Origin of the sequence: Pauljensenia sp. 20925_1_25, from assembly GCF_041433955.1 — a bacterium.
Lineage (GTDB): Bacteria > Actinomycetota > Actinomycetes > Actinomycetales > Actinomycetaceae > Pauljensenia.
The window spans coordinates 19,157-33,713 of record NZ_JAPWCL010000001.1 but is presented as its reverse complement, the minus strand read 5'-3'; the positions used below and the strand labels follow the sequence as shown (position 1 = coordinate 33,713).

Sequence of the window (14,557 nt, the reverse complement as noted above, 5' to 3'; positions counted from 1 at the left end):
CCCGTTCGCGGGGACGACTCCTCGATGAGGTTGGAAGGATCAGTCCTCGGCGCCGCGGCGCATCAGCACCGCGCCCGCCGCCAGGCAACCGAGTGCCACCGCGATCATGCCGCCCGCGGTGAAACCGGTGCGCGCGAGATCGGCCTTCCCACGACCCGGCCCCTTCGCGACCTCGGCACCCGGGGAGGGCGTCTGAGTCGTCGAGGACTGAGCGGTCGACGAATCGCCGGGACGCGCGTTCCCGTCGGGCTTCGGCGCGGCGCCATCGGGCAGGTCGACGGCCCTGGCGAGGATGTGCGCCGAGTGGGCGAAACCTTGGTCGCCGGTCGCGGCGTCGTCGATCACGCCGTCTCCGCCGATGGCGACCGTGGCCTTCCCGAGGTAGTCGCCGATGAAGGCGACGGCGCGGCCGAATCGGGAGCGCTCGCCGCGCGAAGCGATCTCCGTCCCCTTGATATCGGCGATTCCTCGAGGATCCGACGCGAACTCGTCGGTCGAGAACACCCACGCGCGCCCGTTCCCGGTCGAGCCGTAGGCGCCGACCACGAGCATCGCCGAACCCGCTCCCGGAATCGGGAGGGCGTCGACCGCGTATCCGAACCCGTGGTCCTTCTCGCCTTCGGGGCCGGTGATGATCCTGACGCGCGCCGACGTCGCGCCCGGGTCCTTCGGCGAGATCACGACGTCGTCCAGCTCCTGGCCGATCGCGGCCTTCTCGCCCGCCACGAGCGCGACGCCGCCGGTTCCCTGGTTCGCGAGCAGGCCGCCGTCGAATCCGATGACGAAATCGTTGATCGAATCGCCGGTCACGTCGCCGACGTTCGCCACCGAGGTGCCCGCGCCGAGCCGGTGAGAGGCGTCGAAGGGCATCGTGAGCGCGAAGCCGGCACCGGGGGCTCCGGCCCGGACGCGCGCTCCGGCGGCGGAGCGGTCGCTCGTAGCGTCGGCGGCCCGCCCGTAGACGACCCACGCCTTGCCGGGGATCACGTAGTCGCGCATGTGCTGGAAGTCGGTCACGACGTAGTCCGCGGTGCCGTCGCCGTTCACGTCGCCCACGCGTGTGAAACTGTTGAAGGTGTTTCCCTCCGGCGAATCGATGCGCTGAAGAACGGCCGGGTCGTTCTTCGTGAGGTCGCGCATGTCGACGGGCGCGCCATCGGCCTTGCCGCGGAGGATGAACGCCGCGCCCTGCGGGGTCGCGTTCTTGTCGGCGGAGACGGCCGCGTTCGCGACGATGAAACCGACATCGGCCATGCCGTCGCCGTTCACGTCGCCCACGCGAGTGATGTTGAACGCGCCCGCGCCCACCGACGGAAGATCCACGTACCAGCCGTGCGCCGGATCGAGCTTGTTGAGGTCGACGTCGCGCAGGTGCGAGCCGCCGAAGACGACCCACACGCGAGACATCGTGTGCGAGCCGAAGGCGATATCGTCCACGCCGTCCTTGTTGACGTCGCCCAGGCACGCTACGGAGAACCCGATGTTGGCGTCGGTTGCGGGGTCGGCGGTGCGACGCGGGCCGAGGATCGAGATCGTCTCAGCGGAGGGGAGGGCTTGACCGGCGGTACCGCCCGGGATGATCGAGATCTCGCCGGTGACGTTCAAGATCCAGCCGCGCGTGGGCGTGCTCTCCGCGTAGTACGGATCCCACTTCCATTGGGACCGCACGACGTTGCCCGAGATGATGTCGGGGCGCCCGTCCCCGGTCACATCGCACGCGCCTCGCGCGAGCGAGCCCCCCAGGCCGGACGAGAACTCGCCGAGCCACGACTTCTCGGTCGGGGTGTCGAGCGGGACGAAGGAGGTCTCCTCCTTGCGGGGCTGGGGCTCGGGGATCGGAGCGACGATCTCCTCGTCGTCGCTGTGGGTCTTCTCGCCCTGGCGCAACATGTCGACGGTCCATACGTCGATGCGGCCCTTCGAGTCCGATGTGTAGACGCCCTGCAGAGGGTCGTCTCCTCGGCGCGGAATGATGCCGAGCCCCGCGCCGGGGTCGCTCTCACCGCCCTCGGCGGAGACGAATGTCGCATGGTGCGCGCCGGGGAGATCGAGGATCCCCTGCCCCGCGTTGAAGTCCTGCGTGAACGCCTTCGCGGAGATCGCGAGCGCACCGGGGTGCTCGCCATCCTTCGGGCGGCCGACGAAGAGGGCGCCCGGATACTCCCCGCCGTCGACCCACGCGAGTGACGCGCCGAGCCGTCCGTACAGGGGGCTGCGGAAGAGATAGCCGGTCCGTTTCGCCGATTCGCTCGCATGAACCGGGGCGGATGCCGTGGAGTCGAGGTCGATGACGGTGTCGATCCCCGCTTGAACGACGGCGAAGGCGCCGGCCTCGTTGTTGTGGCCCGGCGCGCCGACGGCGAGATCAGGAGCGCCGTCCGCGTTGATGTCGCCGATCCGGGCGATCGCCGCACCGAATTCAGCGCTTGCTCCCTGCTTCGACGCGCCGACGATACGGGGCGCGCCGTCGAGGCTGCTCGCCGACGCCGGGGCGTAGGCCACCGTGCTCGTCGCGGGAGTGCCGACCGCGAGGTCGGATCCGAAGGCGAGCAGTGCGAGGCCCTTCGAGGTATCGACGTTCCAGGTGGCGGAGGCGATATCGCGCAGCAGGCGGCGCGCGCCGGGCGCGCTCGCGTCGGCGGTTCCAGCACCGGCCGCGCTCGCGTCGGATTCGGCGCCGGTCTCGGTCGCGCTCCGCTCCGGGGTTGAGTCGTCGGAGTCGAACAGGTCGGCGACGTCGGGGTCGAGTTCGCCGCCCGAGCCGAGAGGAGGTTCGGGGCCGTCCTCGTTCCACTCGTCGTCGTTGGATCCGGTGGGGGGATCCGAGGGCGGAGCGGGAGGCTTCGGCGTCGTCTCGAAGCGCGCGGTATCGACGATCGTGACCTTATCGGCCGTGCCGACCGCGAGGAACGGGCTGTCCGGGCTTCCCGCGATCGCGAGCACATCGGCGTCGGGGTCGATCGCGGCCAGGAGTCGAGGGGCCGCGGAGTCGGAGGAGTACAGGTAGACCGCGCGCCCGCCGGCGACGGCGACGTGGGGCGCGCCCTTGATGGAGACGCAGGTGACGGCATTGCCGAATGCGTTCTCACCGGCCGGGGCCGCGGTGGTGAGGAGGTTGCGCTGTTCGCTCAGCGAGATCTCGACCTCGTCGCTCGGATCACCGTAGGGGATGTAGGGGAGGACGTGGAGGCCCGTGCGATTCGCGAAGATCATGTCGGCCAGACTATCGCCGGTGATGTCGCAGGATACGGGAGTCGTCGCGCCCGCGTCCTTGTACGTGAGGCGATCCGTCTTGCGAATGATGTCGCCGTAGCGCGACTCGTAGATCCAGGAGAATCGCAGCGAGTCCGAATCGGCTCCGCTGGCGCGGCGTTCCCCGTGCTCGGTCGTCGACGTCGGGTTCGCCGGTTCGGAACCGGACGCCGGACTCGTCGCGACGGCTGCGAACGTCGGGCTCGCAGTGCCGAGCGCGAGCGATGCCATGGCGATTCCTGAGAGTGTTCGTGAAAGTGTCTTCACCTCGGCCCTTTCGTAAATTTATGCAAGCCTAACCTTAGACGTGGCGGGTGATTCTTGGGAAGAAGATGAAGCGGACGACACACGGAGCGAGGGATCGAGGACGCGGCGCTGGGCTCGCTGATCGGAGATGCTGGTCGAGCAGGTGATGGGCGATCGGTTTCCACAGGCCGAGTGGGGTCTGCGATGCTTGCGGAAGCGGATCCGGCCGGCCGGCGCGTCGCGGAGTTCTCGCTCCGAGGCACGGCAGGGGCGCAGGCCCGGCCCTCAGCGGGGATTCGACGGAAGAGCGACGCCCCACGGCCGACGACGAATCGAACGCACGGAGAGGACCGATCATGGAACGCACGACGCTGGGCACGACCGGCATCTCGATCCAGAGGCTCTGGCTCGGCGGGATGAGCTTCGGGAAGGTCTTCCCCGCTTCCACTAGTGGATGGTCCGCGTGGACGAGACCGAGGCGATCATCACCCGCGCCCTCGAACTCGGCGTGAACTTCATCGACACGGCGAACACCTACGCGCACGGCACGAACGAGGAGTACATCGGCGAAGCCCTCCGTCGCCTCGCCGTGCCGCGCGAGGACGTCGTCCTCGCCTCGAAGGCCTACTTCAACGAGGGACATCTGTCGAGGGGGCGATCGAGCGGGAGATCGAGGGGACCTTGACGCGCCTCGGCGTCGACTACCTCAACCTCTACATCATCCACCGCTTCGACCTCTACATCATCCACCGCTTCGACCTCTACATCATCCACCGCTTCGACTACTCGACTCCCATGGCCGAGACGATGGAGGCGCTCGACAGGCTCGTCCGCGACGGTCGTGCGCGGGCGCTCGGCGCCTCCGCGATGTACGGCTACCAGCTCCACAACCTCCAGCGGGTCGCCGACGAGAACGGATGGACGCGCTTATCGAGCCTGCAGAACCACTACAACCTGCTCTACCGCGAGGACGAGCGCGAGCTCATCCCGGTCGTGCGCCAGTACGGCATGAGCCTCACGCCGTACAGCCCGCTCGCCTCGGGCCACCTCACAAGATCGACCTGGGACTCCGACTCGGTCCGTTCGACGACGGACGGGACGATGCGCCAGAAGTACGATCGCGATCGGGAGATCGACATGCCGATCGTCGTGCTCGAAGCCTTCGAGGGTCGACGACGCCGTCCGCGCGTTCTCGCTAGAGCTCTCGGCCGAGGAGGTCGCCTTCCTCGAGGAGCCCTACGTCGCCCACGACCTCGTCGGACCGCTCGCGCGCCCGAGCGAGAAGGCGCTCGCGGGGACGGTCGTTCCGCAACAGCCGGGACAGAAGAACGCATGACGACGAGGGCGCAGTCGGCCGCCGGGAATGAGGTCGAGGACTACCTCGCCTCGATTCCGCCGACCGCACGCCCTCGTTTGGACACCGCACGCCCTCGTTTGGACACCGCACGCCCTCGTTTGGACACCGCACGCCCCGCCCTCACGGGCCTGACGCTCGCAGACCACGCGAACTGCACGCTTAGGCAACTCGGGACCGAACCTTCCCGGGCACACTCCGATTCTCCTTCGCGAGACTCGGAACAAACCCCAGGACGCTTCAGAACGAGTAGCCACCGCTCGTGAGCGCGTGGTCGTCAGCTTGGCTGAATGTTGATGCCGCGCAGCCAGTCGAAGAATCCCATTTGCCTCACCTTTCACAGATAAGATCAGATCGATGACCGGGGAAGAAGCGTGTGCCCGATTAGAGACAATGGAGCAAACCCATGACCAGGAAGTCAGTAAAATCATCGGGCAACAAAACCCGAGAGAAGAAGAAATCTTGGCGCAGTTGGATCTCCGCATCTGAGGCAATTTCGCTAGTTTCAGTCATCATCGCCGTAGCGGCACTTGGCTTCAACATCCATGATCGCAATCGCGCAATCGAGGCAGAACAATTCCACCAAGCAAATCAAGCATTTGCCCGAATAACAATTAGCGCGGACATCTCACAGGTCGAATCAGGCCAGTATGGGAAAGAGATCACTTCCACCTTCCACAACTCGTCACCGAATCCAGTATTCAACCTGGTTCTAGCCATGCCCAAACCGCTTAATACCTTAAGCGTCTCCGGCGATAATTACCACGAATTCCAGAATACGGAGCATGGATTCGAGATCCCCTTTCCGACCGTTTCACCTGGCGAGAAGGTTGAATACGCGAACACGTACAGTCAGGATCTATTCAGTTCACAACCACCCCGCGTAATCTTGAACGAGAACTTTCGCTTTTGCTTTACAGATGTCAACGATCAGCGGTGGATGGCAGACCATCACGGCGCACAGAGGATCTCTTCGACAAATGAGTGCATTGAAGACAAGTAGATCGGCAATTCGCTAGAACACCAACAGCCCTCGTTCGTCGTAGACTCTGCCCGAGCCTGGCGCGCTGCCGTTTCTGATGGCTCGGTCGAGGGCCATGATGGTGGCGACGACTCCGCCAATCTTCTCGGTGGACTCTTGCTTGTCGGGTTTGATGTTGCCTGCCGGGTCGGTTCGGACATGGATGTCGTCGACCATCCATGCCAGTACGGGGTGGCCTGCGTGGGCGAGGTTGCCTTCTCATCAGTTCCTTGGAGGGTGGGTTCATGTCTTTGAAGCCTTGCCCGAAGGCGATGACGGCGAAGCCCGCTTCTTCGAGGTTCTGGCTCATCTGGACCGCATCCCATCAGTCGAACGCGATCTCACGGATGTCCAAGCGCTCCCCTAATTGTTCGACGAAGGTTTCGATGCCGGCGTAGTGGACGACGTCGCCTTCGCCGGTTTGCAGGAAGCCTTGGCGTTCCCACAGGTCATACGGGGCATGATCACGGTTCACGCACTGTTCGATGTTGTCTTTGGGGATCCAAAACCACGGCGCGATCACGCACTTGTCGTCGCCGGTCTCTGGCGGAAAGACGAGGACGAACGCCGTGATGTCAGTGGTGGAAGCCAGGTCGAGTCCGCCGTAACACACCCGGCCTTCCGACTCTGTGAAGCGTCGGCGGAGAGGTACGCCGCACGCGCCAAAGCCAAACGCGAAGCAGAAGCAGCCGAGCACAAAGGCCCGAACACCATGAGAGGGCGAACACGGAAGCGCCCCCAGAGCCGACGAACGGCCCCAGGGGCGCAACTAGGACGACAACGGGACGCTACGCCCGCACCTCATCCCGACACGTCGACAGCGCCGCCAAGGTGGGGACGAGATCCGCGAGCGTCCGGCGGAGCGCCTCGAGATCCCGGAGGGTGTGCGCAGTCGTCAACGCGTCCACAGTTGGCCCGCCCTCGTCGTTCACGGTGACCTCGAGGAGGATCTCCGCGCCGTCGCCGGGCGCCTCGAGGACGAGACTCCGGTACCAGGTGGCAGGGTCGCCGGGGTCAGTTGAGAGGGTGGAGGAGCACCACCAACGGGCAGGGGTGAGATCCCGGAAGGGAATCGTCGAAGCGTTCATCGGGCCACCGCCTCGAGGGCGTGGAGACGGGCGGACCCCAGCCGTGCCGCTGGAGCATCGCCGGGGTCAGGCTGGATGGGGGTGAACGTGCGGGTCATGGTGTTTCGCCTTTCGGAAGCAGCGACACCGTGCCCGGCGTGAAGCGTCCGTGCGGCTGCTATACCCCACGCATACCCCACGCACCGACGTTCCGAACGCATATGCGCAGGTCAGATAGCATTGGGTGGAGCTAAGGGAGCACGTGTCGAACTCATCCTAGGACGCGATCACCTGCTGCTCGTGGCACTTGCCCTATAGAGGACGTAATGCGTTCAGATGTGTGCAGTGTGTGCAACACCAAGTTTTCCTTGGTATCTCAACAAAAAGTACTGTACACATGATGTGTGCACAATGTGTGCAATGTGTGCAGCACTGTGTGTTCCCGGTCTCATTCACATGTTGCCGACCAGATGCATGGGCATTTCACCTCACGAGCTCGTCCTCCTGTGCGGATGAGCTCGCGCCCCGAAGGGACGCTGACCAGTTTCGCCTTTTCGCGCCCGCAGGGTGCGGTCTTGTATGCTTCTGGATCCCCACCTGGAGCACCCAACGTCAGCACCTCGGAGCCACTTCACTTCCACACGATTTCAACCGACTCAGGATCAAAGCCCTTTTTGCCCTGCTTTGCCCGCTTGAGCGTCACGGTCATGAACGTGTCGATCATGGTGCGCTGCAACGCGATGGGAGCCTCCAGGAAAGCCGCTGCCGGGTCTGGTGTGCCGAGGATCGGCGCGAGCACCGTTCCGGTTTCAGAGGCGAGGCGCTCGGCCTCAAGGCGGGTGATCTCAGTGCGAGCAGCGTCGCGGATGCGGGCGAGGTCAGCACCCTCGATCACCTCGGCGTCGTAGTCTCGCTCAGCACGAGCAATGCGTGCGCGCTGCTGTGCGATCTGCTCCGAAAAAGCGTCCTTGACCTCGGGGTCCGCCTGCTTCTTGTGACGCCTGAGGTCCTTCTTCTGGAGCCGGGCGACAACGAGAGCCCGCACGAAGTCATCAATCGCGTCTCGGGTTCGGTTGAGATGCCCGGCGTTGCAGCTGTAGTAGCGGGCGCGGGTTCGCACCGGCTCCCCACACTCACCGCATCGATAAAGCCCTGCCCCCAGGTGTTTGCGAACGGTGGAGCCGCTGCGGTTCGTCACGCGGGCAGGGTCGTCGAGAAGGTTCTGAACTGTCCACCATTGATCTGCTTCGACGATCGCCTCCCACTGCCCGAGGACGAGCTCCCCGTTCTCATCCTTGACGAGGTTGTCTCGCAGGGCCTTACGGCGCGATTCCCCGGCCTCCTGCCGACGAGTGTCCTTCGAGGTGTAGACCGAGTACCCCGCATAACGAGGGTTCCGCAGGATGCCGAGCACCGTCGAGGGCGACCAGGGCTTGTCATCGGGCACCGGGCGAAGCTGCTTGCCCTCAGCCTGCCGTCAAGCATTGCGTTCGAGGACGATCGTCCGACTGTGCAGGGGCACGCGCGGAACCCCAGCCGCCTCGCCGTCGGCCTGAGCGCCGCTGAGGGCGCGTGCGATTCCGTGCAGCGAGTCCCCTCGAAGGAAGGCAGCGTAGATGGCACGCACAGCCTCAGCCTCGTGAGGGATGAGCTCGCCAGCGGTGGTATAGCCCATCGGACGAACCCCTTTGGGTGGCCTCCCTTGCCGGGCACGTTGGACGTGCGCCCGAGACTGGCGAGCGCCCTTGCGCTCGACCTCCGCTCGCGCGACCGCAGCCTTGATGCGGGCGTACATGCGCCCGCCGTCGGTGCCAAGGTCAGCGTCGCCGTTCGCAGTGACAAGAAGTAGGCCACGGGACTCTGCTCGGTCGATCCAGTCTTCAAGTTCCCGAGGCTGTCGGGTGAGCCGGTCGAGGTCGTAGCACACGATCGCGTCAAGAAGCCCCGCCTCGTAGTCAGCGACCATCCGCAGGTAGGCAGGGCGCTTTTTCGTCTTATCCGAGGCCGAAATTGATTGATCGACGTAAGTCTCGACGATCTCCCAGCCACGGAACTGAGCGAGCTTCTCGCAGTCCTCGCGCTGACGGTCAATCGCGAGGCCGTCCATCTCGCGGTCGAGAGAGATACGAAGGTAGATGGCTGCACGGACAGGCTGGGAGGAGGTCGGCTTCATGCCTCCAGTTTACTTCTTAGACGTAAGCCCTGTGCGGAACTCCACGACGTCACCGTCGTGCATCACATAGTCCTTGCCTTCCATGCGGACCTTGCCGGCGGCCTTCGCGGCGGCCATGGAGCCAGCTTCGACCAGGTCGTCGTAGGAGACGACCTCGGCCTTGATGAAGCCCTTCTCGAAGTCCGTGTGGATGACGCCGGCGGCCTTGGGGGCGGTGTCGCCCTTGTGGATCGTCCAGGCGCGCGCTTCCTTCTCGCCTGCGGTCAGGTAGGTCTGTAGGCCGAGGGTGTCGAAGCCGACGCGGGCCAGCTTGTCCAGGCCGGACTCGTCCTGGCCGGACTCTTCGAGCATCTCGCGGGCGTCCTCGTCGTCCAGTTCGACCAGTTCTGCCTCGAACTGGGCGTCCAGGAAGATGGCTTCGGCGGGGGCGACGAGGGCGCGCAGTTCGTCCTTCATCTCCTCGTTGTCCATTTCGGCGGCGTCCATGTTGAACACGAAAATGAAGGGCTTGGAGGTCATGAGCTGGAAGGAACGCAGCGCGTCCTGGTCCAGCTTGGCTCCCTCGGGGCCGGACAGCAGCTCACCGCGCTCCAGCAGGTCGAGGGCCGCCCGCGCGGTCTCGAGGACGATCGGCTCGGTCTTCTTGCCGCGCACCTCCTTTTCGAGGCGCGGGATCTGTTTCTCGATCGTCTGCATGTCGGCGAGGATCAGCTCGGTCTTAATGGTCTCAATGTCCGAGGCCGGGTCCACCTTGCCGTCGACGTGCACGACGTCGGGGTCGGAGAATGCACGCGTGACCTGGCAGATCGCGTCGGCCTCGCGGATGTTGGCGAGGAACTGGTTGCCCAGGCCTTCACCCTCGGAGGCGCCGCGCACGATACCGGCGATGTCCACGAAGGACACGGTGGCGGGCAGGATGCGCTGGGAGCCGAAGATCTCCGCGAGCTTGTTCAGGCGCGGGTCGGGCAGGGGCACGACGCCGACGTTGGGCTCGATGGTCGCGAAGGGGTAGTTCGCGGCGAGTACGGTCGCGCGGGTCAGGGCGTTGAACAGGGTGGACTTGCCGACGTTGGGCAGTCCAGCGATACCGATAGTAAGAGACACGCCCCCATCCTATCGGAGCAGGCCGGACGGCGTAGCACCCACGCGCTACGTCACGCCGACGCTCAGGGCAGCACACCGAGCTAGTCGCGCGGGTAGAAAGCCTTCATTTCCTCGAAGCTTCCGAGCCGGAGCCGCAGCCCGAGGAGTGTATCGATGCTAAGGGCGCGCTCTCCGACGCGGAAGAATCGCGTGTAGGCGAAATGACTGGTGGTGCGCCCCGCGAAGGCTGGCCCGACCATGTTTGTCAGCGTGGTACACAGCTGCCAGGCGGCACCCGCCACCTGTTGGTCGTCGTTCCACTCCTCGCCTTCGGCGGGGGAGACGATGATCGCCCATTCGCCGTTGTGCTCGGGCTGGTAGGCCGCCCAATCAGTGCCGACGATGGCCTGCTTTGTCAGGTAGGTGCCGTTCTCCCCGCCCAGTCCGCGTGTCAGGAGGTCGGCGATGGGCGCGCCGCCCAGCCACTGCTGGACGAGCCACTGGAGCTGCTCGGTCGTCAGGCCTGCGCGCATGGGTGCGGGGTTGTCCCGTGTGGTACGAGGCCTGGGTTCCTCCTCAGTGTCGCCCGCGGCCAGTGCAACGGCGGTACGCAGCTCGTCGAAGGTCAGACCGGGGCACCGGTTGTGCTCGGTGTCGGGGCCGAGCTCGTCCCAGTTGTGTTCTTCCATCCACGCGATCTGTTGGAGGAGTTCGGGGGTTTCCCGTCCCGTCAGGCTTGTGGGGCCGATGCTGAAGCCGCGGGATTCCAGGAAGCGCACGTCGCGCAGCGGTGCCCCTTGCGCGAGGCCCGCGAGGATCCGCCCGATTCCCATCTGGAAGCCGGGCGGCAGCGTAACGGAGTCGCCGGTGACGTCGCTGGAGATCTGGACCCCGTCGACGGTGGCGCGCACGGTGACGACGCCCAGGGCGGTAACGCTCATGTCCCACTGGTAGACGATCTGCGGACGCCACGCGGGTGGGAGTTTCGCCAGGTCGTGGGGCAAGGACCGGAAGACGGGATCGAAGACCTCGTCGAAGAGTTCCCAGTTGTAGCACAGGCATCCGCAGCGCTTAGCCCAGACATCTTCCGGCGTTTCGGGGCCGAGAAAAATCGCCCAGTGGAAGGGGGTGTCCTGGATGAGGCCCCACTTAACCTCGCGGAACTCCTCGTCCTCGGCGTGCTCGGTGTCCACGAAGCTCACCGACACCAGGGGCATATCGGGCCTGTCGCCGCCGCTGATCGCGAGCGTCCGCCCGCCGACCCGCCATCGCGCCTCGCTCCCGTGCCTGCCTCCGCCGACGATGACGGGGCGTGCGGGCGCGAGGAGGGCCGCTGCGTCGAGGAGGAACTGGTGGTAGTCCTCAAGCGTCAGGTCGCGCCCGGCCAGGGCGGCGACTGCGTCGCTGACTCGTTCGATGGGATCCATGCACAACCTCCGCGTTGGCTCGACAATCGACGAATACTCGTCCTTGCACGCCACTTTACCGCACTGTCAGACGGTCGGAGGTACGGTCTCAACTGGTGTGGTCGGGTCCGGCGACGCGGGGTGCGTGGGGGCGAGCGGGCACCATGCCGGCCTTCTTCAGGTCGGCGCGCAAGTCGCGGGGTAGCGCGAAGGTCGTCGATTCGGTCTCGGTACGGGCTACCTCAACGGTGGGGAATCCGCGGTTCTGCAGCCATTCGATGACGTCGCGCACGAGGATTTCGGGAACGGATGCGCCGGAGGTGAGGCCCACAGTACGGGCACCCTCGAACCAGGACTCATCGAGTTCCTCGGCCTTGTCGACGCGGTACGCGGACCCCGCCCCGGCCTCGAGCGCGACCTCGACGAGGCGCACCGAGTTCGAGGAGTTCGCCGAGCCGACCACGACCATGACGTCCACCTGGGGCGCGATGAATTTCACGGCACCCTGGCGGTTCTGGGTGGCGTAGCAGATATCGTCCGACGGCGGGTCGATGAGCTGCGGGAAGCGCTGGCGCAGGCGGTCCACGGTCTCGCGGGTCTCGTCGACGGAGAGCGTGGTCTGGGAGATCCACACGACGCGCGAAGGGTCGCGCACGACAACGTTGTCGACCTCGTCGGGGGTGCCGACGACCTGGATGTGGCCGGGTGCCTCACCGAAGGTGCCCTCGACTTCCTCGTGCCCCTGGTGGCCGACGAGGATGATGTCGTAGTCTTCCTTCGCGAAGCGCACGGCCTCGCGGTGCACCTTGGTCACCAGCGGGCAGGTCGCGTCGATCGTGGCGAGGTGGCGGGTGGCGGCGGCCTCGTGGACGGCCGGGGAGACGCCGTGCGCGGAGAAGACGACGCGGGCACCCTCGGGCACCTCGTCGGTCTCCTGGACGAAGATCGCGCCGCGCTTGGTCAGCGACTCGACGACGAACTTGTTGTGGACGATCTCTTTGCGCACGTACACGGGCGCGCCGTAGAGCTCGAGTGCTTTTTCGACGACGTCGACGGCGCGGTCCACGCCGGCGCAGTATCCGCGGGGGGCCGCAAGGAGAATGCGACCGCTTCCCTCTCCGTGGGGGGCGGGCAGGGGGGTCTCGGCGCTGGCTCGCAGGTCGACGTTTTCATTCATGCGTCCACCCTAGCGCCCGGGGGCGAGGGCGTGCGCGGGGGCGTGGGAATCACACATTGTCACCTCCGATGCGAGGCCTGGGCTCGCCCACGCTTCCGACTTCCCACACGCTCGGGCGCAGGGACGCAGACGGGGGCGGCGTGTGGCATCCTGTGGGAGTGACCTCGCCCTATGCCCCCTCCTCCCCCACAGCGGGGACCGCGCACGCTCCCGCACGTCCGCCCGCCGCGAAAGCTGCCGACACGACGCGGGATAATCCGTGGCCGCTGCGCAGGCTGACGGAGAACATCAAGGTGTACGTGGACCGCATGAGTCCCCTGTGGGTGGAGGGCCAGGTCGTCGAGTACAAGGTGCGCCCGGGCGCGAAGATGCACTTTTTGACGCTGCGCGACCTGGAGACGGACACGTCGATGACGGTGACCGCGTGGGCGGGCGTCATGGATTCCACGCCGCTCACCGAGGGTGCGCGCGTGGTGACGCGCGTGAAACCCGTGTTTTGGGAGCGCTCGGGCCGACTCAACCTGCAGGCGGCGGAGATTCACCTGCAGGGTGTGGGTGACCTGCTGGCCCAGATTGAGGCGCTGCGCGCCCGCCTGGCCGCCGAGGGTCTGTTCTCGGATGCGTGCAAGAAACCCCTGCCATTCCTGCCGCGCACGATTGGGCTGATCTGCGGTCGGGGCGCGAAAGCGAAAGACGACGTGGTCGTCAACGCCTCGGATCGCTGGCCAGACGCGCGCTTCGAGATCCGCGAGGTCGCCGTCCAGGGCGATCACTGCGTGCCCGAAGTGGGCCGAGCGCTGCTCGAGCTGGACGCCATGGAGGACGTGGACGTCATCGTGATCGCGCGCGGCGGCGGAGCGGTCGAGGACCTCCTCCCCTTCTCCGACGAACGCCTCGTGCGCGCGGTCGCCGACGCCCGCACCCCCGTCGTGTCCGCCATCGGACACGAGGGCGACTCTCCCCTGCTGGACCTCGTCGCGGATTACCGCGCCTCAACCCCAACGGACGCGGCGCGCCGCATCGTCCCGGACCGTGCCCGCGAACGCGACGGTGTCGCCCAAGCCGTCTCCCGCATGCGTGGAGCGTTGGCCGGTCGCCTCATGACGGAGCGCTCGCACCTGTCGCTCCTGACGTCGCGGCCGGTTCTCCAGGGGCCGGGGGCCATTGTCGACGGGCATCGCGCGGCCCTCGACCAGCGCGTGACCGCGCTACGCACGGCGGTCGAGCGCCGCCTGGCGTCGGAGCGTCAGAGCCTGACCCGTGCGCGCGCCACACTGACTGCCCTGTCCCCGCAGGCGACGCTGGATCGCGGCTACGCGCTGCTGAAGACCCCGTCGGGCCAGCTCATCACCTCCTCGGCACAGGTGAAGAAGGGGGACCTCATCGAAGGCATCCTCGCGTCTGGCCGCATGGTCGCTCAGGTCGTGGGTGCCACCGCCCCCACTGCGCCAACCGAATCGTGACCCGGGACCTCAGCCCCGGCCTCGTCCCACCCGCCCATCAATCGTAAGGAACAACACAATGACCCCGACCGATCAGCTTCCCGATCCTCAGTCCCTGGGATATGAGGCCGCGCGCGACGAATTGGTGCGTATTGTCCAGACACTTGAGAGTGGTCAAGCACCGTTGGAAGACACGCTGACGCTCTGGGAGCGCGGGGAAGCGCTGGCAGCTCGCTGCTCACAAATCCTCGACGGGGCACAGTCTCGCCTGGCGGAGCGCACGGGGACGCAGGCGGTCGACGCCCGCTAGGCTAGTTTCCGGACGTTTTCGGACCG

The 14,557-nt window shown here is 66.1% G+C and carries 12 protein-coding genes and 1 pseudogene; 5 read left to right on the top strand and 8 right to left on the bottom strand.

Annotation, left to right across the window (positions count from 1 at the left end; genetic code table 11):
- Nucleotides 1-39: 39 nt before the first annotated feature.
- Nucleotides 40-3,483 (bottom strand): integrin alpha, encoded by a 3,444-nt coding sequence (locus tag O3932_RS00160; RefSeq protein ID WP_371535375.1) that lies wholly within the window; start codon nucleotides 3,481-3,483, stop codon nucleotides 40-42.
- Between the two features lie 478 nt (nucleotides 3,484-3,961).
- Here O3932_RS00160 and O3932_RS00155 point away from each other — a divergent pair, with 478 nt between their 5' ends.
- The 3 genes from O3932_RS00155 (at nucleotide 3,962) to O3932_RS00145 (ending at nucleotide 5,855) form a co-directional block, all read left to right on the top strand.
- Nucleotides 3,962-4,183, top strand: coding sequence for an aldo/keto reductase (locus tag O3932_RS00155; protein ID WP_009648321.1), 222 nt, complete (start codon nucleotides 3,962-3,964; stop codon nucleotides 4,181-4,183).
- Nucleotides 4,180-5,118, top strand: a complete 939-nt coding sequence (locus tag O3932_RS00150) for an aldo/keto reductase (RefSeq protein WP_371535373.1) — start codon at nucleotides 4,180-4,182, stop codon at nucleotides 5,116-5,118. Before O3932_RS00155 ends, O3932_RS00150 begins: the two co-directional genes overlap by 4 nt.
- A 140-nt stretch (nucleotides 5,119-5,258) precedes the next feature.
- A complete protein-coding gene (locus O3932_RS00145) occupies nucleotides 5,259-5,855 on the top strand; it encodes a hypothetical protein (RefSeq protein ID WP_291451717.1) in 597 nt (198 codons plus the stop codon).
- A 12-nt stretch (nucleotides 5,856-5,867) separates the two neighbouring features.
- Here O3932_RS00145 and O3932_RS00140 read toward each other — a convergent pair.
- The 7 genes and pseudogenes from O3932_RS00140 to O3932_RS00110 all read right to left on the bottom strand — a co-directional run.
- Nucleotides 5,868-6,501 (bottom strand): annotated as a pseudogene (locus tag O3932_RS00140) (terminase TerL endonuclease subunit); the annotation flags it as partial.
- A 160-nt stretch (nucleotides 6,502-6,661) separates the two neighbouring features.
- A complete protein-coding gene (locus tag O3932_RS00135; RefSeq protein ID WP_291451716.1) occupies nucleotides 6,662-6,961 on the bottom strand; it encodes a hypothetical protein in 300 nt (99 codons plus the stop codon).
- Between the two features lie 610 nt (nucleotides 6,962-7,571).
- Nucleotides 7,572-8,387 (bottom strand): recombinase family protein, encoded by an 816-nt coding sequence (locus tag O3932_RS00130; RefSeq protein ID WP_371535370.1) that lies wholly within the window; start codon nucleotides 8,385-8,387, stop codon nucleotides 7,572-7,574.
- Between the two features lie 30 nt (nucleotides 8,388-8,417).
- Entirely contained in the window at nucleotides 8,418-9,113 is a 696-nt protein-coding gene (locus O3932_RS00125; protein ID WP_371535367.1) for a recombinase family protein, read from the bottom strand.
- A 9-nt stretch (nucleotides 9,114-9,122) separates the two neighbouring features.
- Complete coding sequence (gene ychF, locus O3932_RS00120) at nucleotides 9,123-10,217, bottom strand: redox-regulated ATPase YchF (RefSeq protein WP_371535366.1); 1,095 nt, start codon at nucleotides 10,215-10,217, stop codon at nucleotides 9,123-9,125.
- 80 nt (nucleotides 10,218-10,297) lie between these two features.
- Nucleotides 10,298-11,623 (bottom strand): hypothetical protein, encoded by a 1,326-nt coding sequence (locus O3932_RS00115; RefSeq protein WP_371535364.1) that lies wholly within the window; start codon nucleotides 11,621-11,623, stop codon nucleotides 10,298-10,300.
- A gap of 88 nt (nucleotides 11,624-11,711) precedes the next feature.
- Nucleotides 11,712-12,779 (bottom strand): 4-hydroxy-3-methylbut-2-enyl diphosphate reductase, encoded by a 1,068-nt coding sequence (locus tag O3932_RS00110; RefSeq protein ID WP_009648301.1) that lies wholly within the window; start codon nucleotides 12,777-12,779, stop codon nucleotides 11,712-11,714.
- A 158-nt stretch (nucleotides 12,780-12,937) separates the two neighbouring features.
- Here O3932_RS00110 and xseA point away from each other — a divergent pair, with 158 nt between their 5' ends.
- Together xseA and O3932_RS00100 are read left to right on the top strand one after the other, a co-directional pair.
- Nucleotides 12,938-14,242: an exodeoxyribonuclease VII large subunit gene (gene xseA, locus O3932_RS00105; protein ID WP_371535362.1), complete on the top strand. Its 1,305-nt coding sequence runs from the start codon at nucleotides 12,938-12,940 to the stop codon at nucleotides 14,240-14,242.
- A gap of 58 nt (nucleotides 14,243-14,300) precedes the next feature.
- The gene (locus tag O3932_RS00100) at nucleotides 14,301-14,531 is read left to right on the top strand and encodes an exodeoxyribonuclease VII small subunit (RefSeq protein ID WP_009648325.1); all 231 of its coding nucleotides are present in this window, start codon (nucleotides 14,301-14,303) and stop codon (nucleotides 14,529-14,531) included.
- Nucleotides 14,532-14,557: the final 26 nt, after the last annotated feature.

Coding starts and splice junctions, on each gene's coding strand:
- O3932_RS00125 (WP_371535367.1), bottom strand. CDS start 9,113: ATGAAGCCGACCTCCTCCCAGCCTGTCCGTGCAGCCATCTACCTTCGT.
- O3932_RS00100 (WP_009648325.1), top strand. CDS start 14,301: ATGACCCCGACCGATCAGCTTCCCGATCCTCAGTCCCTGGGATATGAG.
- O3932_RS00160 (WP_371535375.1), bottom strand. CDS start 3,483: ATGGCATCGCTCGCGCTCGGCACTGCGAGCCCGACGTTCGCAGCCGTC.
- O3932_RS00145 (WP_291451717.1), top strand. CDS start 5,259: ATGACCAGGAAGTCAGTAAAATCATCGGGCAACAAAACCCGAGAGAAG.
- O3932_RS00135 (WP_291451716.1), bottom strand. CDS start 6,961: ATGAACGCTTCGACGATTCCCTTCCGGGATCTCACCCCTGCCCGTTGG.
- O3932_RS00110 (WP_009648301.1), bottom strand. CDS start 12,779: ATGAATGAAAACGTCGACCTGCGAGCCAGCGCCGAGACCCCCCTGCCC.
- O3932_RS00115 (WP_371535364.1), bottom strand. CDS start 11,623: ATGGATCCCATCGAACGAGTCAGCGACGCAGTCGCCGCCCTGGCCGGG.